The organism is Roseibium sp. (genome assembly GCF_965276855.1).
Taxonomy (GTDB): Bacteria; Pseudomonadota; Alphaproteobacteria; order Rhizobiales; family Stappiaceae; genus Roseibium.
The window spans coordinates 1,838,540-1,862,880 of sequence record NZ_OZ255700.1 but is presented as its reverse complement, the minus strand read 5'-3'; the positions used below and the strand labels follow the sequence as shown (position 1 = coordinate 1,862,880).

Here is a 24,341-nt window from a genome sequence, read left to right as displayed (position 1 = left end):
CGGTCGTTCATAGTCAAATTTGAAGTGCTGTCTCGGCCTCGCGCCGGGACCAAAAAGCCATCGCCCCGGTTACAGACCGGGGCAGCGCGTGTCATTGACGCGGTGCGTCTTCGTGTCCTACCGACTATCGTGCTTGGCATAAGGGCTTCCACAGGCTATCAGATTTGCCATGAACGGATCTGAAATCTATCACCGGCTGATCGGCCTTATCGAAGAACGCACCCTCAAGCCGGGCGACCGGCTGCGCGAAGCCGATCTGGCCGAGAGTTTCGGTGTGTCCCGCACGCCGATCCGTGAGGGGTTGAAACGGCTAGAGGCGCAAGGCCTTGCCGTGCATGAACCCAACCGGGGGATGGTGATCCCGACGCTCGATCACAACCAGATCAACGAAGTGTATTTCATGCGGGAGGTTCTTGAGGGAACAGCTGCGGGCCTTGCCGCAAAGCACGCCTCGAAACCGGAAATCGAAATCCTTCAGGATTTGGTGGATGCGGACCGCAAACGGGTCACCGATACGGACAGCCTCGTCCGCTCAAACCGGGAGTTTCACCGGCGCCTGTGCCTTGCTTCGCACAACCGCTATCTGGTCGATCAGATCGAGCATTTGCGTCTGTCCCTGATCCTGATGGCGGGAACAACTTTGGACACGCCGGAGCGCCGGGAAACGGCCGTGGAAGAGCATGCGGCCATTGTGACCGCGATTGCCAACGGCAACTCCGATGCTGCTGAAGCCGCCGCCCGGCTCCACATCGCCCACGCCCACAAAACCCGTCTGCAGCAGATTTGAACCACTTGATGCTTAGGATCGCCCCTGTTCATATTCGGCGTGATATTCGGTAATCACTTGCCGGGCAAAAGCGCCGATCTTGGCGTATTCGGCTTCGGTCAGATTGGCGAGGGACACGCGGGCAGAGGCATCGACCACCTCAAACCCTTTTCCAGGCAACAGCACGACGCTGGTCTCTTCCGCAAGCCGGAAGAGGAAATCATACCCCTTCTTCTGGTCAACAAACCAGTTGGCGAACTCTTCCCCGTATAACCGGCCGCTCAAGTGCTGGAGGTTGATGAGGGTGTAATAGTTGACGTCGTTGACCTCATGTTTGGGTTTCACCCCCATATTCAGTTCCAGGGTGTCAAAGCGTTTCCGAATGAGGCTCTTGGCTGAGTTCTTGTATTTATTGTCCCGGTCGAGCAGCCCTGCCAGAGCAAACAGCGTCAATTGGACCTGTTGCGGTGTGGACGCTCCGGCTGTGTGATTGAGGGCAACAGCGCGGCTGTCGGCCACAAGACGGTCGATGAACTTGATGGACCGCGGCTCAGTCGTCAAAGACGAATAACGCTTGTCGAGTTCGGCCTTCGTTGTTTCCGGCAATTGCGCGAGAGCTTTTTCGAAAACATTGTCATCGTGAAGCGCTATGACACCGAGGCGCCAGCCGGTGGCACCGAAATACTTGGAGAAAGAATAAACGCACAAGGTGTTGCGCGGGCATTTGGCGAAGAGCGACACGAAGTCGTCGGCAAAGGTCCCGTACACATCATCCGTTACGACAAAAAGGTCCGGCCGCTTTTCATTGATGACTGCAGCAACGCGCGCGAGGCACTCGTCTGACAGTTTCACTGAAGGCGGGTTGCTCGGATTGACGATGCAAAACACCTTGATGGATGGATCTTCGAGTTTTGACAGTTCCTCGTCGCTGAACTGCCAGTCCGTATCTTCATTCATCCGGATGTCGACGATCGGCATGCAGTAGTCCGGCAACGGCGGGATTTCCAGATAAGGTGAAAAGATCGGCGTGCCGAGGGCCACCTTGTCGCCGGGTTTGACCAACCCATTGGCCTTCAGCGTCTGGAAAATGTAGGTCATTGCGGCAGTCCCGCCTTCGGTCGCGAACATCGAATAGGGACCCTTGCGCGGCTCTGCGCCAAACATTTCCTTACTGAGATAATCTCCAACAATCCGTTCGGCACAGGTGAGCATGCGCGGTGGGACCGGGTAATTGCACCCAAGGAAGCCTTGTACCAGCTCAAAGATTAGATCGTGCCGGTGGATCCCCAATTGATCCTTTGCGTAAGAAAAAGCGGCCTTCAGAAAGCTGATACCCTCCCGCTTGTCTTGCCGGAGCAGGTAATTCTCAAATCTCAAAAGCTGCCCGTCATGTTCCGGCAGACCTCCGAAACCGCTGTCGAGATAGGAGTAAGACCGTTCAGCCTCTTCCAAGGCGAAATCGCCAAGCCGTAAAAAGGCGTGCCTTGGTTCCGTTGCGAGAAAATTCGGATTGCCGCGTCCGGCATTCAACATCATGCGCTGTGCGCTAGATGTCGCGATTTCGATGAGCTTGTCCTTAAGCTCAAACGGACTGAGCTCTTCAAAACCGGAGTAATCGAGTTTTGCCATGTTTGAACTCCAAGGAAACTTATGGGGTTGGGTTGGTTGAGACCAGGCCGATGATCAGCGGACCCCAGAGGGTCAGGAGTACGTTTGCAACGGCATAAGTGACAGTGAAGCTGACGACTGGGGTTGCGTTCCCTGCTTTGCCGAGAAGCGCAGCAAAGCCGGGATTTGCACTGCGTCCACCGACGAGGCAGGCCAATGCCTCGATTGGGTTTTGAATGCGCAGCACGTAGTAGGAAAAGAAAAAACCGATCACTTGAGGAATCAGTGTTACACCGATCCCGAAGAGGAACAGGTTTAGACCCTGTTCCTGCAAAGTTGTGAGAACTTGAGGTCCTGCGCTGATCCCGACAACCGCGACAAAGACGGCCAGCCCAAAGTCGCGAAGAAAATTGACGGCACCGGTCGGCAGGGCCGCATAGCGCGGATGTGTGCTGCGCAGCCATCCAAACAACAAGCCGGACAACAAACAACCGCCGCCGCTGCCGATCGAAACCGGAATGCCTGCAATCCGGAACTCGATCAGGCCCAAAAGCAGACCCAGCGTCATCCCGAGGCCGAAAAATACAAAATCGGTGATCGCGGCCGCACTGATAGGATAGCCAATCGACTTTTGGACGGCGTCGAGATCCCGCCCGCTTCCAGTCAGTTGCAACTCGTCGCCTTTATGGATTTCCAGGTTTGGTAGGAGTGGCAAATCGCGGCCAGCGCGCTTTACCCCGGTGATGAAAACATCCCGGAGGGCTGCTGACTTTGTATGATCATGAATGCCTTGCAGCTTGCTACCAGTATAGTCTGGATTGGTGAGGACCAAATGGCGGTTTTCAAGAACCAGAGAATATCCGCTTGGCGGTTCGATTTCGGGACCCCAGTCTCTTGGTGGTGTATCAAGAACCGAGACAAGCCCGGTTATGGCAACGATATCGCCTCCTTCCAGCGCCGGGTCTTGGTCGATGTCCAGCTCCTGGCCGCTGCGCAATACGGCTTCAACGGCAACCTCGTCATCGGCGGCATCGAAAGCGGACGTCGATTGGCCAAGATGCGGGCCTCCTGCTGCCAACTGGTAAAACCGAGTATCGATCCGGTCTGCGGCATTGAACTCACCTGGTTCCAGCGTCTTGGTGCCTCCTGACATTTGTTCGGCGAGTCTGATGGCTTCCTTGCGGATGTCCCACCGCATGATGGTTGGAAAAAACCATGTGACCATGATGATGGGGCCAATTGACCCGAAGATGTAGCAGACCGCATAACCAACGGCGATGTTGGTTTCCATCAACGCCTTCAGGTCTGCCGATACGTTTAGTTTTTGAACTGTCTCGCCTGCGGTTCCAATAATGGCCGATTGAGTGAGCCCGCCGGCAGCCAATCCCGCCGCTGTACCGCGATCAAGGCCAAATCCATATGCAAAGGCCAGCACAGTCAGAAGGCCCAAAATGCACATGGTGGCCGCGGACAAAAGCTGGTTGAGAGATTTGAGGGACAAGGCCCGGAAAAACTGTGGGCCGCCTTGATAACCGACGGCGTAAATGAAGAGTGCGAAGAAAATGCTCTTGATGCTGCTGTCGATTTGAACGCCACTTTGGCCTAGTACGACGCCAACGATCAGGGTCCCGGCAATGCCGCCAAGCACAAAGTTGCCGACCTTGAGTTTGCCTACGAGATACCCGAGCGCAACGGCAACAAAAAGATAAATCAGCGGGGACTGCCCCGCCAACCATTGAAACAATTCCATGGCCGCTCCCAATGCACCGGCGGGCTCAGAACTGAACTGCACGGTGATTTGAGAATGGGACGATTACAACCTAATGGGCAAGTTAAATCACTGTCACCGCAAGGATCAGCATTCTACGATGTTGACCGCCAGACCGCCTTTGGATGTTTCCTTGTATTGCTCCATCATGTCCATGCCGGTTTGGCGCATGGTCTCGATACAGCCATCAAGGGGAACAAAGTGCGAGCCGTCGCCGCGCAAAGCCAATGAGGCCGCCGTTACGGCTTTTACAGCGCCGAGTGCGTTGCGTTCGATGCAGGGGACCTGGACAAGGCCGGCAATCGGGTCGCAGGTCATGCCCAGATGGTGTTCCAGGGCAATTTCAGCAGCATTTTCGATTTGCTCATTGGTGCCACCTAGTGCCGCGCAGAGCCCCGCTGCAGCCATGGCGGATGCTGAGCCGACTTCGCCCTGGCACCCAACTTCGGCACCAGAGATCGAGGCATTCGACTTGATGATGCCGCCAATCGCAGCAGCTGTAAGCAAAAACGTGCGAATGCCATTCGCGTCCGCGTCAGGGCAATGGTCAAGATAGTAGCGGGTGACCGCCGGAATGACGCCAGCAGCGCCATTGGTCGGGGCCGTGACAACCCGCCCTCCAGCGGCGTTTTCTTCGTTGACTGCCATGGCATAGACACCCAGCCAGTCGACGACATTGTGTTCAAACGGAGGGTTTGAGCGGCCTTCCTTGATTAGCTTTTCATAGATGTCAGCAGCCCGTCGCTTCACCTTCAAACCGCCTGGAAGGATGCCGGACTGAGTGATGCCGCGATTGATACAAGCGTCCATTGCAGACCAGAGTTTGTCGATGCCCGCCTCGACCTCTTCCTTTGTTTTGTCTGCGCATTCATTCTGCAGTTTCATGTCCGCAATGCTCAGGCCATGGTCCTGGCCCATCTCCAGCATTTGTTTGGCGGAAGCGAACGGGAAGGGAACTTCCTGCCGGGCGAGCTCATTGACCGGTTCGTTGGTTGTCTTGCGCAGTTCTGCTTCGCTGGCGACGAAGCCACCACCGATAGAATAAAAGACAAAACTGTCGAGTACCGAGCCGTCGCTGCCAAGAAGATGAAAGGTCATGCCATTCGCATGAAGTGGCAATGAGGGGCCGTAGTCAAAGATCACGTCCTTTTCCGGATGGAACGGAAGGTCAAAGAGACCGTCGATCCGCAAGCGCTTATCTGAAGCTAGTTTCTCCAGCATCGGTTCGACTTGATCCGGGTCCAGCGTGTCCGGAGTTGCGCCCAACAATCCAAGGCACACCGCCTTGTCGGTGGCGTGTCCCTTTCCGGTAAACGCCAAAGACCCATGAAGCGTCACTGTGATGCGTGACGCCGACCGGCATACGGCCGGGTTGGCCCTCAGACGATCAACGTAGCGGTGAACTGCTACCATCGGTCCCACAGTGTGTGAACTGGAGGGGCCGATACCGATCTTGAAAATATCAAAAACGCTGATGAACATCGTTGAAGAGTGCTCTTACCTTTGCCGGGAACCGGTTGTGTGACAGATGAGCCGCAAACTATCAGGTCTCACCACCCAAAATGGCAGTATAACGAGCAATTCTGTGTTGATTGCGACATTTTCGAAACGACTGATTTTCCTGTGAACATCGGCTTGGGGAAACAGTTGTTCCGTTGGTTGCCCTTTGATAGCGTGCGGCTCCCAATAAATCACACTAACTGGTATAAGAGATCCATATGCAATCCCAGCACCCTTCTGACAAAAATGACGTCCTTCGCACGAAGAAGGATGCATTCAAGATACCGGAAGGCGTGATCTACCTGGATGGGAATTCGCTTGGTGTCCTGCCGAAAAATGTCCCGGCCCGGCTTGCCGAAGTTGTCGAGCAGGAATGGGGAACAAGCCTCATCAAGTCCTGGAACGAACACAGCTGGTTCGACCTGCCACTGCGGGTCGGAAATCGAATTGGCCGTCTAATCGGAGCGCCTGAAGGCTCTGTTGTGGCGTGCGACAGCACTTCTGTAAATGTGTTCAAGGTGCTCGCAGCGGCTCTCTCCCTCCGGCCGGACCGGAAGGTGATCCTGTCCGACAACGGGAACTTTCCAACAGATCTCTATGTGGCGTCAGGATTGGCCGAGTTACTCGACAAGGGGCACGAGTTGAAGGTTGTCGCGCCCGAAGAGGTGGAAGCGGCTATAACCGAAGACGTTGCGGTTGTTATGCTGACACAGGTCGATTACCGCACGGGCCGTTTGCATGATATGGCGGCTTTAACTGAAAAGGCCCACCAAGCGGGTGCGCTCGCGATCTGGGACCTGGCACATTCAGCAGGTGCGATCCCGGTCGATCTGCAAGGGGCAAAAGCCGACTTCGCCATTGGGTGCGGGTACAAATACTTGAATGGAGGACCTGGAGCGCCAGCATTTCTTTATGTGGCTGAAATTCACCAGGATAAAGTGACATCTCCGGTCACGGGTTGGATGGGGCACGAGGCGCCGTTTGCTTTCGATCTCGATTATCGCGCTGTTCATGGTGTGAACCGTATGACGGTTGGAACACCGGCGATCCTGTCGCTGTCCAGCCTTTATGCCGCTTTGGACGTCTTTGAAGATGTCGACATGGCTGACATCCGGAAGAAGTCCATCTCCTTGAGCGAGTTGTTTATCAAGGAGGTAGAGGAGAAATGTCCGCAGCTGACAATGGCGAGCCCGCGCGACCCGGAAACCCGCGGCAGTCAGGTCTCGTTCCGGTTTGAAGAAGGGTATGCTGCCATGCAGGCGTTGATTGCGCGTGGCGTGATTGGCGATTTCCGGGCACCGGATGTGATGCGTTTCGGTTTCACTCCGCTTTACCTGTCTCATCAGGACGTGGTCGACGCCGTTGTGATCCTTGCGGACATCCTTGAGACGAGAAGCTGGGACCGCCCGGAATACAAAAGCCGGGCAAAAGTCACTTAGTCGGTATGTGTGCCTGACTTTCCAGGAAGCCCAAGAACCGGTCCTCCGGGACCGGTTTTGAATAGAGATAACCCTGGAACCGGTCGCAGCCGTTCTCAGTCAGCCACTCCCTTTGCTCGACGGTTTCGACCCCTTCAGCAACGACAGTGGCGCCGAGCGCGTCTGCAAGCGAGAGGATCAGTTTCACGATCGCCCCGCCGTTGGAGATGTCATTAATGAACATCCGGTCGATTTTGATACCGTCGATCGGATAGTTATAGAGATAGGCGAGGTTTGAATAGCCGGTGCCGAAATCGTCAATGACGATGCTGTAACCGATGATCTTGAGTTCATTCAAGGCGGTCAGGGCATCCGGAATTTCGCCGAGGACAACATTTTCTGTGATTTCCAGAACGATCTTCGTTGGATCGCACCCATAAATGTCGGGCAAATCCATCATGAGTGCGGTGAACTCCGGGTCGGAAAGTTGCCACGGGGAGACATTCATCGAGATCGAAATGTCAAAGCCACGTTGCTGAAACCGAACTTGCGCCTGCGCAACGCTCCGACAGACCCACGCCCCGATCCGATTGATCAAACCGGTGTCTTCGGCAAGCGGAATAAACTGGTCGGGCGGAATCAGGCCTTTTTCCGGATGCAGCCAGCGGATTAACGCCTCGGCGGAGACGGTCTCGCTGGATGATGTCAATGCAATGGGTTGGAAATAAAGAGCGAATTCGTCCTCCTCGATCGCTCTTTCCATGTCTTTTTTCAATGCGAGATTTTCATCCCGCCTGAGACGCATAGTGTCGTGGAAGCGGACGCACTTTTCCTTTGAATCCTGTTTGGCTTGATAAAGGGCCAAATCGGCATTCCGGATGAGATTGTCGATAGAACGGCCATCCTCCGGGTAGTGGGAATACCCGATGCTAAGGCTTACAGTGCGCGGATGGCCGTCGATCATCTGCTGGTAGCTGAAACTGCCGAGCAGGGATTTGCCGAACCAGCCCGGGCCTTCAGCCTCTGGATCTTCAAGGTGACAAATGAGGAACTCGTCGCCGCCCAAGCGCGCAACAATGTCCTGTGGGCCTGCGATTTCTTTCAGCCGGTTGCCGACAAGCTGAAGCAAGGCGTCACCGGCAGCATGACCCATCGTATCGTTGATGGCTTTAAAATCATCCAGATCGACCAAATACAAGGTCGCGGTCAAGCCCTTTGTCGCAGCATCGGCAAGGACCTTGGATAACCGGTCTGTCAGAAAGGTGCGGTTTGATAGTCCGGTCAAGGCATCGTGACTCGCCAGATACTGGGCCCGCTCCTTTGTTTCATGAAGTTCGGTAACGTCGATCTCGCTGACCAGGTAAGCTGGCTGGCTGGTAACCGCGTCGCTGCAAGGACGTACGGTCAGTTCATGCCATCGGTCGCCCTGGCTGGTGCGCACAAGCGCGACGAGGCGTGCATTTCGTTCTTTATCCAACCGCTCTTTAAGGTGCAGGATGTCTGCCGGATTTTGAAATTGCTGATAGAAGTTCGTCTCAAGATCCACGCAAGCAGCCCGCGCCGCCGTGTTCCGGTAAAGTGGAGAGCCGTCTTTCGTGAAGAGGGAGATCATCACGGTGGTGTGCATCAGTGCTTCGGCACTTCGAAGTGTTTCTGGCTGCTGTTCGTGATGGTCGCGAGCTTCGCACAGCATCGCAATACGCCCGTCGTTCAGAACTATCCCGCTTAACGTGACCTGAAGAACCCGGGCCTTGCCTTTGGGATAGAGTGTCCAGATCTCGGAAACACTTACATCTTTCTGGGTGAAATCCTGACGGTATTGTTTCAGGCGTTGATCCACGGAATGAGACATGTCTGACGCCATGTCTCTGGCCCGCAGCTCTTCGAGGCGTGACGCGCCCGTGATTTCGAGGGCTTTTTTGTTCGCCCAAATAATTCTCTTTTCGTCGAAATCAAAAATCCAAACACCCGTTTCCAGCTGGTCGTAGATGCTGTTAATCAGACGGGTATCGAATCTGGAATCGGTGATTGTTGCGCCAGGAAAGTCAGCGTCATCTGTGGAGTGCCGCACAATCTCTCGGAGTTTAAGTTGATCGGACAGGGTCATTCTCCACGCCATGCATACGCATTGCAAACTTCGTCCAATTCGACAGTCCAGTCAGTCGCAATCTAAAGTTTAGAATGCGATATAAGTAAGTTTTACTATCTTTGCTGCGAGGCATACGAAAGCTTCATGCTAAGCGGCTGTTCTTAATGGACGTATTTTAGATTAGGTAAGAGTGGTGAAAATTCTCCTAACTGCATGATGTTAAATCGATAAAAACACTGTACATGATTGGTGTTGTGTCTGCACTAGTTGAATTGGACACAATCCGGCGTGTTTGCCTTCATTTTTTCGAGCACTAAGCGAAACAATGTTTTTTCATTTAGCAGTTAATGGTTCTCGCAAAACGCGTATTTTAAAAGGGAGACGTAAGGCGAAATCGCCATCCCGATGGACCAGAGGTTTTTTTCATCTTGGAACTCGGCAGATGAATTGTTGTCCATCCTTGTTTTTGGAAGACGCCTGTTGGTTTTGTTCCCGCTAACAGGTCTTTCAGGTGGGTTTTGAATTCGGATCATGTGTACCAAAACGCCTCGATAATCGGAAAAACTTGCCTTTTCTGGTGCATGGGGCGGTTTTTATGAGTTGATTGATCTGTCAATGAAGCTAGAAGGATTGGGGCCGCGCCAAGGAAATATGGCGGGGGATCCTTTCGTGGATCTTGCGCGACAATCGAAGCGGCCAAAGGAAAATAAGAAAGACCGCTTGGGGGGCGGCGAGGAGCTTTGATGCTGGAGCTAGATCAGCTCGTAATGGATTTTAGTGGGTTTCGGGCGGTGAACGGCTGCTCGTTTCGGGTGGAAGAAGGCAGTATCACCGGTCTAATTGGCCCAAACGGTGCAGGCAAGACCACCCTGTTCAATCTCATCGCAGGTGCGCTGCAGCCTACAAGCGGCACGATCCGTTTCCTGGGCGAAGATGTGACGCCACTGGCCAGCCATGAACTGTTTCACAAGGGGCTGGTCCGCACGTTCCAGATACCGCACGAGTTTCACAAACTTACAGCGCTTGAAAACCTGATGATGGTCCCGCCGTCGCAGCCGGGAGAAAGCTTGTTTTCGAACTGGTTGTCCTGGGGCAAGGTGAAGTCGACAGAGGCTCTCGTTGAGAAACGTGCCTACGAAACACTCGAGTTCCTCGAGCTTTCTCATATCGCGCACGAGCGGGCAGGAAACCTGTCGGGTGGCCAGAAGAAGCTTCTTGAGCTTGGTCGGACAATGATGACCGACGCAAAGCTGGTTTTGCTGGATGAGCCTGCAGCTGGTGTGAACCGGACCTTGCTGCGCAAACTGGAAAGCAAGATCGAGCTTTTGAACAAGGAGCGCGGTTACACGTTCATCCTGATCGAACATGATATGGAAATGATTGAAAAGCTTTGCGATCCCGTGGTCTGCATGGCAGAGGGCAAAGTGCTGATCGAAGGTGACTTCCAGACAGTGCGGTCTAACCCGCAGGTTCTGGAAGCCTATCTTGGTGAGACGACAGGAGACGCCGCATGACAGCTCTCCTCTCAATGGAAGCCATCACTGGCGGTTACGGTGATGCCAACATCCTTGAAGACGTCTCGATGCATGTGATGGCGGATGAAATCGTCGTCATTGTTGGCCCGAATGGCGCCGGCAAATCGACGGCGATGAAATCGGTGTTCGGCCTGCTCAACATCCGCGGCGGTAAAATGATGTTCGATGGTGATGACATCACCGGATGGGCGCCTAACCGCATTGTTCAGCGCGGGATCTGCTATGTGCCTCAGGTGGACAATATCTTCCGTGAGATGTCGATCCATGAAAACCTGGAAATGGGCGGGTTCTTGAAAAAAGGCGATCTGTCGGCTGCCTACGATCGAGTTTACGCGTTGTTTCCTGATCTGAAGGAACGCCGCAAGACGATGGCAGGCAGCTTGTCCGGCGGGCAGCGTCAAATGGTTGCGATGGGCCGGGCATTGATGCTGGATCCGAAGCTCCTGCTGTTGGATGAGCCGACCGCAGGTCTCTCTCCGAAATACATGGAGCAGATCTTTCAGATCTGTCGCGACGTCCGGGACACGGGTGTTGCCATTCTGCTCGTGGAGCAGCATGCAAAACAAGCGCTGGCGTTTGCCGATCGCGGCTATGTGCTGGCAGCTGGCAAAAACCGTCATGAAGGCTCAGGGGCCGACTTGCTGGCTGACCGAGAGGTCGCCGAGATGTTCCTGGGGGGCTGAGCGGTATGGATTTGTTTGAACTTCTAAACTTTTACGTCATTCCAGGCATCGTGCTCGGATCGATCTATGCGCTTGGCGCGGTCGGCATCACGTTGATCTTCGCGATCCTGCGCTATGCGCACCTGGCGCACGGCGATTTGGCAACACTTGGTGCTTTCATAGCTTTGGCAGTGGTCACCACGCTTGGCGTGTCGCCGCTCGCAGCATTGCCTGTCGCGATCATCGCAACTGCCGCCGTGGCCGTTGGCATCGACAAGGTGTTTTACGACCATCTGAGAGAGCGCCCAAAGATCGTCACGGTGATGGCATCGCTCGGCATTGCGCTGATGATCCGGGCGGTTGTCCAGGTCGTCTGGGGTGTTGATACGGAAACCTATTCGCGCGGCATTGTCCGGCCGGAAAACTACTTTGGTCTGCGGATCCGGGATCGGGAGATCTACACGGTGATCGCAATGCTGGCGTTGGTTGGCGTCCTCCATGTGTTCCTGACCCAATCCAAATGGGGCAAGGCCATGCGGGCCATGTCTGACAACCCGAACCTTGCGCTGCTGTCAGGGATCGACAACCGCAAGGTCATTATCCTGACATGGGTGATTGCTGGCGGTTTGTGCGCGGCCTCTGGCTTCTTCCTCGGACTGAACACTGAGCTGAAGTCCATGATGGGTTGGCACATGCTTCTGCCGATGTTCGCAGCGGCCATTCTTGGCGGTGTCGGACGGGTTGAAGGGGCTGTTCTTGGTGGCCTGATCGTCGGCATTGCCGAAGAGCTGTCCGTACTTGTCATCCCGAGTGAGTATAAGGCTGCGATGGCCTTTGCGATCTTGTTGTTCATGCTGCTTGTGCGCCCGACCGGGTTGCTCAAGGGCAAGGTTCTTTAAGGGGAGGGCACAAGATGGAATTTCTGGGTCTTGTAAATTACGCTCTCTTCATGGCGATTTTCATTGCCATCTATGCGCTTTTGGCACTCGGCTTGAACATCCAGTGGGGCTTTGCCGGTCTGTTCAATGCCGGTATTGCGGGCTTCTTTGCCGTTGGGGCCTACACCTCGGCGATCCTGACTACTGAAGCCGTAGACGGCCGGATCGGCGGGTTCGATCTTCACTTTGTCATCGGTTGGATCGGAGCCATGATCGCCGCCGCTCTTGTGGCTTGGCCGATTGGCAAAATCTGTCTGCGCTTCCGTTCTGATTATCTCGCGATTGCCTCAATCGGGATTGCTGAAATCATCCGTCTGGTAATCAAGTCGGAACCGGCGCTGACCAACGGCGCGCGCGGCATTCCAGGGATCCCGCGGCCGATGAGTGACATTGGTTACATGGAATCTCAGGTCGCTTATCTCATCATCGTTCTGGCAGTCTTGATTGCCGCGTATGTGCTGGTCGAGCGTCAGTTCAACGCGCCATGGGGCCGGATGATGCGCGCGATCCGGGACAATGAAGATGCCGCTAAAGCAATGGGCAAGGATGTGGAATTCCGCCGTCTGGAAGCCTTCATCTTCGGCGCCGCTCTTATGGGGTTGGGTGGAGCTCTTTTTGCGCACTTCAACCGCTCTATCACACCTGAGGCCATTGATCCGATGGTCGCAACCTTCCTGGTTTGGATCATGTTGATCCTGGGCGGGTCCGGCAACAACCGCGGCGCCATCCTGGGCGCAGCGGTGGTCTGGATCATCTGGTCGGTGTCCGAGATCGCAACAGATCGCCTGCCGCATGAATATGCGATCCAGGCAAAATATATCCGCTTGTTCCTCATTGGTTTGATGCTGCAGCTGGTACTGCGGTTCCGGCCGGAGGGGCTGCTTCCAGAGCCGCTCAGGGGCGACCAGCGGAGTGCAAAAGGCGGTGCGGACCACTAGGCCCGCGCCAGGGTGGCGCAACCCTAACGAGTTGTGCTACCCAAGACTTTCAAAAGACCCGGCAAAGACCGGATAATGAGGAGGTACTTTCATGAAAATCAAGCTTCTGACGCTTGCTGCTGGCCTGATGACGGCAACAGCACTGGCCACCGTTCCGGCGAAAGCTGATGTGAAGATCGGCCTGATCGGCGGTGTCTCCGGCCCGATCGCAGCGATGGCTCCGGCCATGATCGACGCAGCGCAACTGGCTGTTCAGCAGGTCAACGAGCAAGGCGGTATCGGCGATGGCGAAAAGCTCGTCGGTGTTGTCGGTGATAGCGCGTGTAACCCGCAAGGCGGCACGGACGCTGCGACCAAAGCTGTCAACATTGAAGGCGTTGCCGGTATCGTTGGTCCGCATTGCTCCGGCGCCGTTCTGGCAGCAGCCGGTTCTGTCACCATTCCGGCTGGCGTAACCTTGGTCACACCGTCCGGTACGTCCCCGGAAATCACAAACCTGGAAGACAACGACTCGGTTTTCCGGACCGTTCCGTCTGATGACTATCAGGGCCGTGCACTGGCACGCACTCTGAAAGACATGGGCTATGGCAAGGTTGCGGTTGCTTACCTCAACAACGACTACGGCACTGGTCTCGCAAACGCATTCAAGACCGAGTATGTGGATGCGCTCGGCGGTGAGATCACACAGTTCGCAGCGCACGAAGAAGGCAAAGCGTCTTACCGCTCAAACCTGGCTGAGCTTGCCAAAGGCGGCGCCGACACACTGGTCATCTTTGACTACGGTGACGGCACTGGCCTCACCATCCTGCGTCAGGCTCTGGAAAATGGTTTCTTTGAAAAGTTCGTTGGCGGCGACGGCATGAAGTCCGACGCAGTCATCAATGAGCTGGGTGCAGAGAACCTCGCAAACTTTGTCTCTTCTTCTCCGGTTGGTGAAAAGTCTGACTCTCTGGACATCTTCAACGAAGCCTTCAAAGGCGTTGGTGGTGATCCGGACGCGATCTTTGCAAACACTTCCTATGATGCAGCTTTCTTGCTGGCACTGGCATTGGAAAAAACCGGTGGCAAAAAAGAAGGCGTTGGTGCTGCTCTGAGAGAAGTCTCCAACGGTGAAGGCGAAGCGATCCGTCCAGGTGAGTGGCAGAAAGCAAAAGAGCTGATCGCTGCTGGTACCGCGATCGACTACAAAGGCGCTGCTGGCGACCATAACTTCGACGCAAAAGGCGACGTTCCGGGCACCTTTGCTCTCTTTGAAGTTGGCGCTGACGGTTTCGAAGTTGTGTCCGAAATGAACTAAGCTTCTTCTTTTGAGAAGTGAGTTTTGTAAGCCGGCGGTCCGAAAGGGCCGCCGGTTTTGTTTGTGCGAGTTAGCTGAAATGCAACCGGCGCACCAAGCGATCAATTGTCGGACGCCGGTGGGCGTAGGCGGGTAGGTCATGCGTTGCGCCAGTATCCTGTCCCGCCCTCAACTCTGCGATCGTTTTTGCGCCTGGAGTAAGTGCGAAAACAGAAAGGTAGCCGTCTGTTTTGCCGCGGGGAGGCCAAACCAAATGACCTTCTGTCGCTCCCTCCTCGGCAATCGCCGTTCCGTTTGGCAAAGCAGCTGCAATGACGGTTACATACCGAGCAGCGCTGGTTGTTAGGCCTCGTTCTGACAACATATCCCCGATGCGCTTCAGCGCCGGGGTGTGATCGCCATCCGGTCCGGCCCAGTCCACTGCCGCTGCTCCGGGGAGATCGTCCAGCGCGGAGATGAAAAAGCCGCTGTCATCACTGATTGCTGTATGTCCGCTTTGCCGAGCCACCGAACGAGCTTTGATCAAGGCGTTTTCTAGAACCGTGTCACCGGTTTCATCGGGACTTTGCAGGTTGAGTTGTCTCGCCGACAGAAGTTCAACCGGGCAGCCTGCCAAGGCCTCATTCATTGCTGCGATTTTATTGAGGTTGTGAGAGGCGAGCACCAGCGGACCAGAAACATCGAGAGACTTTGGAAAACCATAATGCATGAGAGGAACGGCCTTAAAGGACTATGGAGGCTGCGCGAAAATGATCCCTGCATTTGAACCTTACATGCCAGAACAACACAAATGACATGTGACGCGTTGAGGCGAAGCAACCGAAGCGCAATCATTCATACTCAAAGTCTCTGTTCGCGCCGGTAATTCCCTGTATAACCGCTGCTATGCGTGATCTGGATGTTCTTGTGCTCGGTGGCGGTGCCGCCGGATTGATGTGTGCGATTGAAGCGGCCAAGCGGGGCCGTCAGGTTCTGGTCTTGGACCATGCCAAGCGGCCAGCAGATAAAATCCGGATTTCCGGGGGCGGCCGCTGTAACTTCACCAACCTGCATTGCTCACCGGCCAATTTCCTTTCCCAAAATCCGAGGTTCTGCGTCTCGGCCCTGAAACGCTACACCCAGCAGGATTTTGTGGGTCTTGTCGAAAGACATCGGATATCCTGGCACGAAAAAACGCTTGGCCAGCTCTTTTGCGACAACTCCGCCAAAGACATCATCCAGATGCTTTTGTCCGAGTTGGAGGCAGCTGGCGGTGTTTTGCAGCTGGAAACCTCGATCTCGGCCGTGAGCAAACCGGATGACCGCTTTTCCGTTGCAACGTCGAAAGGGCCGATGCGGACCAAGTCTCTTGTTGTTGCAACAGGAGGGCCGTCGATCCCGAAGATGGGCGCGACCGGATTTGGATATGATCTCGCCCGGCAATTCAGTCATGATGTCATTGCGCCGCGCGCAGCGCTGGTGCCGCTGACATTTTCTGACGCAAACAAGGATTTGTGCGCTCGTCTGTCAGGCGTCTCAGTTGATGCGGAAGTCAGTTTCAAAAAGACCACGTTCCGCGAAGGGCTGCTGTTTACCCATCGTGGTTTGTCCGGTCCGTCCATCTTGCAGATTTCATCCTACTGGGAAGAAGGCAGACCGATCTCTCTGAACCTTCTCCCCGGGACGGATGTGTTTGACATACTGCGATCAGCACGATCAGCGACACCGAAACAGGATCTCAAAACCGGGTTGACCCAGTTGTTGCCATCCCGTCTGGTCGACGAACTGTCGCAGGCGTTTCAGCTGAAGGGCCGTTTGGCGGATTTGTCGGACAAGGTTTTGCGCCGCTGTTCAGAGCAGCTCAACCGCTGGCAGCTGACACCTGTCGGCACGGAAGGCTACCGCACAGCCGAGGTGACGCTGGGCGGTGTGAACACAAAAGAACTCTCTTCCAAAACCATGGAAAGCGCGAAGGTTCCCGGGCTTTATTTCATTGGCGAAGTGGTTGATGTGACCGGGCATCTCGGTGGCTTTAACTTTCAGTGGGCCTGGTCGTCCGGGCACGCGGCCGGTCAATTCGTCTAGATCTCAAAGTACTTGACCGGCGCAATATTTCGCATTGCACCATTTTTTGATGACCGTGCCTCATTTCTTGCTATAGTCGCCTGAAAGGGAGGGGCTTTTGAAGCGTGTGACGATCCATGATGTGGCTGAAGCAGCAGGCGTCAGCCTGGCGACGGTCGATCGGGTTTTGAACACGCGGCCCGGTGTGCGCAAGGCGACAATTGAAAAGGTTCGCCAGGCTGTTGAGAGGCTGAACTATCAGCCGGATGTCTTTGCAGCGGGCCTCGCCAAGAAAAGCGCCTACCGGCTGCATTTTCTGATCCCGAACGGACCGAATGCCTTCATGGAAGACCTGACCCGGGAAGCCAGGGCGCATGCACAGTCCATGAGTGGCGCGCGCATGCAGGTGCATGTTGAGCCGATTGATGCCTTCGATGGTCACAGGGTGACCGGAACACTCGCCGTTCTCGACAAATCCGTTTGTGATGGTGTCGCCGTGGTCGCGCCCGCGTTTCCGGAGGTGCGCGCGGCTATTGATCGTTTGCAGGACCGCGGCGTCCCTGTCGTGACACTGGTGTCCGATCATCCGGCCTCCGCCCGGCAGCACTTCGTCGGCATCAACAATGTTGCTGCTGGCCGGACGGCTGGCCGGTTGATGGGGCGGTTTTTGCCGAAGGAGCCTGGAAAGATCGCGTTGATTGCCGGCTCTCTTGGACTGAGGGACCACGCTGACCGATACACAGGCTGTCGCGAAGTGATTGACACTGAGTATCCGCATCTGGAGCTCTTGAAGGTGCGCGAAGGCCGGGACGACAATCGGAGAAACGAAGATGTGGTGGGCAAGCTGCTCTCCGAACATCCGGACCTTTCTGCGGTCTACAACATCGGCGCAGGCAACAGGGGCGTGATTGCAGCAATCCGGGACAACGGCCGTGCGGACGATATTGTCTTTGTCGGCCATGAACTCACGCCTTACACCCGCCAGGCGCTCCGGGATGGAATAATGGATGCTGTCATTGCTCAGGATCCCGGTCACGAAATCAGAAGTGCGATCCGGGTGCTCAAGGCACTTTGCGATGGGGTGCCGATCATCGAAGATCAGGAGCGCATTGGTATTGATGTTTTTCTCAAGGAAAATCTGCCGGAAGACGTTTAACTGGCTGCACGACTAAGAGGTCGAGTACTTGAGATGTCCGTGATTGCGGGAAATTTGCCATAGAAACCGCAAAACTTGGCCATTACACTCCAAATTTAGGATTGACCTTTTCAGTCCGCAGCCGCATATCTAATCCATGCGTTTGACACAACAGACAAACTATGCCGTCCGCGCACTTATGTATTGCGCGGTAAATCCGGACAAGCCGAGCCGGGTTGCAGATATTGCAGCCAGCTTTGAAATGTCCGAGACACACCTGTTCAAGATCATGAAGGTGCTGGTCGATGCCAATTTGATCCGGACCATTCGTGGCCGGAATGGCGGCGTTATGCTGGCCCGCCCTGCGGAAGATATCTCCGTTGGCGAGGTTGTTCGGGCGGCAGAAGAGAGTTTTCTCCTTGCCGAATGCTTCGATTCGGGCCGAAAAGACTGTCCTTTGATTATGTCTTGCGGCTTCAATGGACTGCTGCATGAGGCGCTCGAGGCCTTTATGGAAGTGCTCGATGCAAAGTCCATTGCGGATCTCTCTGAAGACCGGTTTGGCATGCGGACGCTTCTGAACATCGAAGCTACTGAACGTCCGGTCGCAGCGAACGCCTGATCGTTTTCGACCTGCTTCAAACAAATAAAGCCGCCCAAAGGGCGGCTTTATTTGTCTGTTCTGTCGGTTTCCCTTTTGAACAAAGCCTAGCTGGCTGACCGCTGAGGGAGAGGAGAGGGCGGTTGGCTTGCCGGCATTTGGCACCCTGTCGAGACAGGGGACCTGTCTTCGAAGAACCAGAGGACGCGATTTCCAGTTCCTTTCCGATCAGGCATTGCCTTCATAGGAAAACTTGAGTATGAGTGTCAAGTATAAAGTGGAGTTAAAAACTCAGCTTATAAGAATCATTTCAAGACAGCGCTGATTTTGGCGAAAAACAGCGCAACTGATCACTCACCAAGAGATGGATGATAGCCATGACGCCTTCGACAAACAGCCGCAAACAACGTTTGTCCCTTTCCATGCCAGGCGCCCGGCCGGCATATACGAAGGTTCCGGTATCGAAGGGAAAACCTCAGCTCAAATCCGATGACCTGTTTAGTGGCACCCGGGAGATAAACATTCTCCACAATGACGACACCTATCGGTTGACCATTACGAAACAGGGCAAACTGATACTGACGAAATGATCTTAGTTCACCGCCATATCGTGTGTCGGGGCTGAGTAGATCGCGACGGGGCTGCCGACGCCGCGTAACTCATGATCTCCCATTGGATCAAGGGCAGATTGTAACCCGGTCGGCAAGGCCGACCGGACTGGGTCGGTCAGGAGAAGCGTTTTTCCAAGCGGTTTGCAAAGTGATTCTACACGGCTTGTTTCATTTACGGCGCGGCCAATAACGGTAAAGTCGAGCCGCTCCTCGCCGCCAACATTTCCGAAAAACACCTCACCCATGTGAAGGCCAATCCCGATCTTGAGCGGATGCCATACGGCTGGATCGGGGAGGCCTTCCGGAGGCGTTTCGTTGAAATCATCAATTGCTGACAGGACTGCCCGGGCCGCCTTGACCGCAGCGTCTGCCGCCGCTTCCCGGCCCAGGGCCTTTTGATCGAAAACCGCGAGAACGCCGTCTCCCATGAACTTTAGAATTTCTCCCCCGTGCGCCAGTACGGAGGTTGATACCCGGTCAAAATAGGCATTGAGAATGGCGGTCACTTCAGGTCCGCTCATCCTATCGGCGAGTTGGGTGAAACCGCGCATGTCGCTCATGAAGACAACAGCATCAATGGCCTCGCCATCACCGCGTTTGATCTCTCCGTCCAGGACTCTTTGACCGGCAATCGGCCCAAGATAGGTATCGGCGACGTTCCGGGCGATGCGCTGAACAATATGCCGTTCAACATGCAGCGCGAACAGTTCGATGACGGACCGGATCCGCTCTTTATCGCCATCTTGAAAACCGCCCTTGCGCGTGGTCGCGAGGGTCATGGCGTTGTTCATGGCCCCGGCAGCGCTGAGGGGTATGGCGACGTAATTCGTGTAGCCCTGTTCAGCCAATTCCGTCATGATTGGAAAAGCGTTGAGACCCTCATCGGTCTCAAGATCCACTTTTACGAATTCCCCCTCGGCCATTACCTTGTACAGCGGATTGCGCGTAAAGGCCTCATGCTGGATGGCATTGGCATCTGCAGCGATTTCATCGCAAAACCCATCAAGGGCACTCCAGAACCAGGAAAATCCGATCACACGCGGGTGCAGGGTGCCAACGTGGAGAGTGGCCCGGTCAATGCCGAGATTGGCTGCATGGCAACGCCACATGAACTCCTCGTACATCAACATCACGTCTTTGATGCTGGTCGCGTCATTCAAAAGCCAGCTTTTGACATCTTCGAGCGTTTGGTCAGACGGTGCGCAGGTTGCCCCCCGGCTGGAGCGGGCCAAAAGCTGTACACTCGCAGCATACGTTCTAGGAGAGGGATCGAGGGCGTGACGGGTCATGAATATCCGGTTGGTTCAAAGGCGGTGTCTATTATCTGGACGGTTTTGCTGGAAATTCAATTGGCAACAGATGCGCCTGCTGGCGGTTGAAACAAAAACTCCCCGTTCATTGAGAACGGGGAGCACACTTATTGGACAGGGGGAGGACTGATTAGAAAGCGGCCTCAACACCGCCCATTTCAACATAAACGCTTTTGATCTGGCTGTAATACTCGATCGCTGCATGCCCGTTTTCACGGCCCATACCGGATTTCTTGTAGCCGCCAAACGGCATTTCGATCGGTGTCAGATTGTAGGTATTGATCCAGCATGTGCCCGCCTGCAGTTGATCAATTACCCGATGCGCGCGTTGGATGTCTTTTGTGAAAACCGCTGCGGCCAGACCGAATTCGGTATCGTTGGCGCGGGCAATGACATCGTCTTCATCGTCAAAATCAAGAACGCTGAGCACCGGTCCGAAGATTTCTTCCTGTGCGATCCGCATGTTGTCTTTGACGTCGGCAAAGACGGTCGGCTGGACGAAATAGCCGTCCGGGAAACTTTCGATGTCGGCTGCGCCGCCGCCGCAGACAAGACGGGCCCCTTCATCCTGACCGATCTGCATGTAGGACAGCACTTTGTCCAGCTGTACCTTTGAGACGAGCGGGCCAATGCTGGTCGCTTCATCCAGCGGATCACCGAGGACTGCATCGCCGGTTCGCTCGGCAAGACGTTTCAGGAATTGTTCCTTGATGGCGGTATGCACAAAAACGCGCGTACCGTTGGAGCAGATCTGGCCGGTTGAATAGAAATTCGCGTTGATCGCAGCTGAAATCGCGTTTTCGATATCCGCGTCATCAAAGATGATCAGCGGTGACTTGCCACCGAGCTCGAGCGTTGTCTTTTTCAGGTGCTCACCGGCGAGAGCTGCCACCTTTGCACCTGTCGGAACGGAGCCGGTCAGCGAGACCTTTGCAATGTCCGGATGGGCCACCATCTTGGCACCAACATCGCCAAAACCCTGAATGACGTTGAAAACGCCGGCCGGAAGACCGGCTTCCGTCAACGCTTCCGCGAGCTTAAGAGCGCTGAGCGGTGTGACTTCGGATGGTTTGAAGATCATCGCGTTGCCGCAGACGAGTGCGGGGGCAGCTTTCCAGCACGCGATCTGGATCGGGTAGTTCCACGCGCCGATCCCGAAGCAAATGCCAAGCGATTCGCGCTTCGTGTAAGCAAAGGAACCGCCGAGGTCGATATGTTCACCGGTCAGTGTTGCAGCTAGCCCGCCATAGTACTCAAGACAGTCCGCACCTGAGGCCGCGTCCGCGATCAGAGTTTCCTGAAGCGGTTTGCCGGTGTCCAGCGTCTCCAGAACCGAAAGCTCATGGTTTTTTTCCCGAAGGATCTCGGCGGCCTTGCGCAGCACGCGGCCACGTTCAGCTGGAGGCGTTGCGGCCCAGACCTTCTGGCCTTCCTTGGCGGAGGAAATGGCTGCTGCGATGATGGCATCGTCTGCAGGATGGATCTTTGCGATGACCTCGCCTGTTGCCGGGTACAGGGAATCAAACGGCGTTCCGCTCTGGCTTTCCGTGTAGGCTCCGCCGATGTAGTGGGACGCTTTCGGTTGGGCGCGCATGAAGTGGCTCCTGCTTGTCGTGTCTTGGGTCCGGTTTGTACCGGAGAATGTGTTAGCGCTGGCTGGTTTCCCAAGCCGGGTTGATCCAAGGTTCCTGATTGGACGCAGGAAGCGGCGTCTTGCCAAGGATATGGTCAGATGCTTTCTCGCCGACCATCAGGGATGGCCCGTTCAGATTTCCATTGGTGATCTGTGGGAAGATGGAGCTGTCCGCAACCCTTAAACCATCCACGCCGATCACCCGGCATTCCGGATCAACCACGGCCATCGGATCGTCTTTGGCTCCCATCTTACAGGTGCAGCTCGGATGGTAGGCGCTTTCGACGTGTTCCTTAATGAAGGCGTTCAGGTCTTCGTCGGTCTGAACATGATCGCCAGGCTGGATTTCCTTGCCGCGGTAAGGCGCAAAGGCCTCCTGGCCGAAGATTTCGCGGGTCAGGCGGATGCAAGTGCGGAAGTCCTCCCAGTCCTCTTCATGAGACATGTAGTTGAAGAGAATTGACGGTTTCGAGCGCGGATCATTCGAGGTCAGACGGATCCGGCCACGTGACTTGGATCGCATTGGCCCGACATGTGCCTGGAAACCGTGCCCTTCGGCTGCAGCTTTACCGTCATACCGGACGGCAAACGGCAGGAAATGGTACTGGATGTCCGGGTACTTTACACCCGCTTTGGACCGGATGAAGGCACAGCTTTCGAACTGGTTGGACGCGCCAAGGCCATTCTTGAAGAACAGCCACTGGGCGCCGATTACGGCTTTGGAAACCAGGTTCCAATGTTTGTAGAGCGTGATTGGTTGGGTGCAGGCCTGTTGGAGGTAAAGCTCTAAATGATCCTGCAGATTAGCACCGACGCCTGGACGGTCTGCAACCACATCGATCCCAAGTTCAGAAAGGTGATCCGCAGGGCCAATGCCGGATTGCATGAGGATCTTTGGAGAGTTAATCGCCGAGGCCGACAGCACAACTTCGCGAGCCGCATGGGCGATTTGGATTTCGCCTCCGGTTTCGAACTCCACGCCGGTTGCCCGGCCGTTTTCAATGATGACCTTCCGGACCAAAGCGCCTTTGATCAGATCAAGATTGCCGCGGTTCAGAGCAGGCTTTAGGTAGGCATTAGCGGCAGACCAACGCCGGCCTTTGTGGACCGTCATTTCCATATCGGCGAAACCTTCTTGGCGTTCGCCATTGTAGTCTTCGGTAACGCCATAGCCGGCCTGTTCGCCGGCATCTTTGAATGCGCGGAAAAGCGGGTTCCATTTGCTGCCACGCTGGATGTGCATCGGGCCATCGGTGCCGCGCCAGCCGTCTTGGCCGCCGTGGCTGGTTTCCATCCGCTTGTAGTAGGGAAGGACATGACGATAGCCCCAACCTGCGGCACCCATTTCCTCCCATGTATCAAAGTCGCAGGCATGGCCACGCACGTAGACCATTCCATTGATCGAGGAGGAACCGCCGATCACTTTGCCGCGCGGTGTTGCGAGGCGCCTGCCATCCAGATGCGGCTCCGGCTCGCTCTCAAAACCCCAATCATAAAGGGACATGTTCATCGGATAGGAGAGGGCTGCGGGCATCTGAATGAAGGGGCCCGCGTCGGTTCCACCAAATTCCAGAACGAGAACACGGTTCTGCGGATCTTCGGACAGGCGGCTGGCGAGGGCGCACCCGGCCGATCCGGCACCAACGATGATGAAGTCGAACTGGTTCGTCATGACAAGTCTCCGGGCCGCGTCACTGAAACGGGCGCTGTGCGGTCGCGGCCGCAATCTGTGTTTCGACGTAGTCTTCAACCAGGGCGATGGCCGCCTGGCGGTCGGTTTTGCTGTCACTGAGCGCCTGGCGGATCCAGACGCCGTCGATCATGGAGGCGGTTCCTTCCGCGAGGCGAAGAGCATCTTCGCGCGGAACGAACGCCTTGAAGTTGTGCGTCAGGTTGGATGCAAGCCGTGCCGCGTAGATTTTTAACAGGCGCCGGTTGCTCGTTGTGGTGCGGGATTGAACATAAAAAGCCAGCCATGCAGCAATGACCGCAGGTTGAAACTGGTCCACGGCAAAGTTGCCCGCGATGATCGCCGATATGCGTTCCCTTGGCGTTGACGCCTTGCTCAAGCCTTCCTGAATTTCACGACCCAACTCGGTAAGCAGGTGCCGCATTGTGGCCGCAAGTAATTGATCTTTCGAGCCAAAATAATGATGGACAAGACCGCCCGAAACGCCGGCGCGCTTGGCGATTTGCGCCATCGTGACGTCGCTGTAACCGCGCTCATGAATAGCATCAACGGTTGCATTTATAAGGCTCCGGCGCCGCTCTTCTTCCATCCCGACTTTGGGCATTGTGCTCTCCAGATTTTCCTAATTCCTATTTTTAATTGATCAATCAATCAATGAAAACTTGCAAAATTCTCTCTAGAGTGTTTCCATTTCGGACATACCGGCTGCTAAGAGAGAGATGGCTCGGCAGAAATGCGGAGCCGTGAAGAAAAATTCAAGCGGCTGAGACCAGAGACTGAACTAAAAAGGGGAACTTCA

General features: G+C 55.3%; 20 protein-coding genes. 11 read left to right on the top strand and 9 right to left on the bottom strand.

Translation table 11 applies throughout. From position 1 onward, the window contains the following. Positions 1-169: 169 nt before the first annotated feature. Positions 170-787, top strand: a complete 618-nt coding sequence (locus ACQY4Z_RS08490; protein WP_428528369.1) for a GntR family transcriptional regulator — start codon at positions 170-172, stop codon at positions 785-787. 12 nt (positions 788-799) lie between these two features. Here ACQY4Z_RS08490 and ACQY4Z_RS08485 read toward each other — a convergent pair whose 3' ends face one another. The 3 genes from ACQY4Z_RS08485 to ACQY4Z_RS08475 form a co-directional block, all read right to left on the bottom strand. Then, a complete protein-coding gene (locus ACQY4Z_RS08485) occupies positions 800-2,395 on the bottom strand; it encodes a bifunctional aspartate transaminase/aspartate 4-decarboxylase (protein ID WP_428528367.1) in 1,596 nt (531 codons plus the stop codon). A 19-nt stretch (positions 2,396-2,414) separates the two neighbouring features. Next, positions 2,415-4,124: an aspartate-alanine antiporter gene (gene aspT / locus ACQY4Z_RS08480; RefSeq protein WP_428528365.1), complete on the bottom strand. Its 1,710-nt coding sequence runs from the start codon at positions 4,122-4,124 to the stop codon at positions 2,415-2,417. A gap of 105 nt (positions 4,125-4,229) precedes the next feature. Continuing rightward, positions 4,230-5,624, bottom strand: a complete 1,395-nt coding sequence (locus tag ACQY4Z_RS08475) for an L-serine ammonia-lyase (protein ID WP_428528363.1) — start codon at positions 5,622-5,624, stop codon at positions 4,230-4,232. Between the two features lie 236 nt (positions 5,625-5,860). Between ACQY4Z_RS08475 and kynU the strand changes: the two genes are divergently transcribed. Next, on the top strand, positions 5,861-7,081 hold the full coding sequence (kynU, locus tag ACQY4Z_RS08470; RefSeq protein ID WP_428528361.1) for a kynureninase: 1,221 nt from the start codon (positions 5,861-5,863) through the stop codon (positions 7,079-7,081). Here kynU and ACQY4Z_RS08465 read toward each other — a convergent pair. Further along, positions 7,074-9,167, bottom strand: a complete 2,094-nt coding sequence (locus ACQY4Z_RS08465; RefSeq protein WP_428528359.1) for a putative bifunctional diguanylate cyclase/phosphodiesterase — start codon at positions 9,165-9,167, stop codon at positions 7,074-7,076. The genes kynU and ACQY4Z_RS08465 overlap by 8 nt on opposite strands. A gap of 725 nt (positions 9,168-9,892) precedes the next feature. On the opposite strand from ACQY4Z_RS08465, the gene ACQY4Z_RS08460 reads away from it, so the two are divergent. The 5 genes from ACQY4Z_RS08460 (at position 9,893) to ACQY4Z_RS08440 (ending at position 14,519) form a co-directional block, all read left to right on the top strand. Continuing rightward, a complete protein-coding gene (locus ACQY4Z_RS08460; protein WP_209179273.1) occupies positions 9,893-10,663 on the top strand; it encodes an ABC transporter ATP-binding protein in 771 nt (256 codons plus the stop codon). Next, positions 10,660-11,367, top strand: a complete 708-nt coding sequence (locus ACQY4Z_RS08455) for an ABC transporter ATP-binding protein (protein ID WP_209172553.1) — start codon at positions 10,660-10,662, stop codon at positions 11,365-11,367. The genes ACQY4Z_RS08460 and ACQY4Z_RS08455 overlap by 4 nt, the downstream gene beginning before the upstream one ends. A gap of 5 nt (positions 11,368-11,372) precedes the next feature. After that, positions 11,373-12,245, top strand: coding sequence for a branched-chain amino acid ABC transporter permease (locus ACQY4Z_RS08450; RefSeq protein WP_133948610.1), 873 nt, complete (start codon positions 11,373-11,375; stop codon positions 12,243-12,245). Between the two features lie 14 nt (positions 12,246-12,259). Beyond that, on the top strand, positions 12,260-13,222 hold the full coding sequence (locus ACQY4Z_RS08445) for a branched-chain amino acid ABC transporter permease (RefSeq protein WP_209172554.1): 963 nt from the start codon (positions 12,260-12,262) through the stop codon (positions 13,220-13,222). A 91-nt stretch (positions 13,223-13,313) separates the two neighbouring features. After that, positions 13,314-14,519 carry an ABC transporter substrate-binding protein gene (locus ACQY4Z_RS08440; protein ID WP_428528355.1) on the top strand — a complete coding sequence of 402 codons (1,206 nt, stop codon included), beginning with the start codon at positions 13,314-13,316 and terminating at the stop codon, positions 14,517-14,519. 70 nt (positions 14,520-14,589) lie between these two features. Here the strand turns inward: ACQY4Z_RS08440 and ACQY4Z_RS08435 are convergent, their stop codons facing one another. Next, positions 14,590-15,228: a non-canonical purine NTP pyrophosphatase gene (locus tag ACQY4Z_RS08435; RefSeq protein WP_428528353.1), complete on the bottom strand. Its 639-nt coding sequence runs from the start codon at positions 15,226-15,228 to the stop codon at positions 14,590-14,592. Between the two features lie 176 nt (positions 15,229-15,404). Here ACQY4Z_RS08435 and ACQY4Z_RS08430 point away from each other — a divergent pair, with 176 nt between their 5' ends. From ACQY4Z_RS08430 to hemP, 4 genes are all read left to right on the top strand, one after another. After that, the gene (locus ACQY4Z_RS08430; RefSeq protein ID WP_428528351.1) at positions 15,405-16,583 is read left to right on the top strand and encodes an NAD(P)/FAD-dependent oxidoreductase; all 1,179 of its coding nucleotides are present in this window, start codon (positions 15,405-15,407) and stop codon (positions 16,581-16,583) included. A gap of 97 nt (positions 16,584-16,680) precedes the next feature. Beyond that, positions 16,681-17,718 carry a LacI family DNA-binding transcriptional regulator gene (locus ACQY4Z_RS08425; RefSeq protein WP_428528349.1) on the top strand — a complete coding sequence of 346 codons (1,038 nt, stop codon included), beginning with the start codon at positions 16,681-16,683 and terminating at the stop codon, positions 17,716-17,718. Positions 17,719-17,854: 136 nt separating this feature from the next. Then, on the top strand, positions 17,855-18,319 hold the full coding sequence (rirA, locus tag ACQY4Z_RS08420; RefSeq protein ID WP_306148331.1) for an iron-responsive transcriptional regulator RirA: 465 nt from the start codon (positions 17,855-17,857) through the stop codon (positions 18,317-18,319). Positions 18,320-18,666: 347 nt separating this feature from the next. Then, positions 18,667-18,888 carry a hemin uptake protein HemP gene (gene hemP, locus ACQY4Z_RS08415; RefSeq protein WP_428528346.1) on the top strand — a complete coding sequence of 74 codons (222 nt, stop codon included), beginning with the start codon at positions 18,667-18,669 and terminating at the stop codon, positions 18,886-18,888. Between the two features lie 2 nt (positions 18,889-18,890). Here the strand turns inward: hemP and ACQY4Z_RS08410 are convergent, their stop codons facing one another. The 4 genes from ACQY4Z_RS08410 to betI form a co-directional block, all read right to left on the bottom strand. After that, a complete protein-coding gene (locus ACQY4Z_RS08410; RefSeq protein WP_428528344.1) occupies positions 18,891-20,198 on the bottom strand; it encodes an adenylate/guanylate cyclase domain-containing protein in 1,308 nt (435 codons plus the stop codon). 151 nt (positions 20,199-20,349) lie between these two features. Next, positions 20,350-21,813: a betaine-aldehyde dehydrogenase gene (gene betB, locus ACQY4Z_RS08405; RefSeq protein ID WP_428528342.1), complete on the bottom strand. Its 1,464-nt coding sequence runs from the start codon at positions 21,811-21,813 to the stop codon at positions 20,350-20,352. A gap of 52 nt (positions 21,814-21,865) precedes the next feature. Beyond that, on the bottom strand, positions 21,866-23,524 hold the full coding sequence (gene betA / locus ACQY4Z_RS08400) for a choline dehydrogenase (protein ID WP_428528340.1): 1,659 nt from the start codon (positions 23,522-23,524) through the stop codon (positions 21,866-21,868). A gap of 19 nt (positions 23,525-23,543) precedes the next feature. Continuing rightward, positions 23,544-24,146, bottom strand: a complete 603-nt coding sequence (gene betI / locus ACQY4Z_RS08395) for a transcriptional regulator BetI (protein ID WP_428528338.1) — start codon at positions 24,144-24,146, stop codon at positions 23,544-23,546. Positions 24,147-24,341 lie beyond the last annotated feature (195 nt).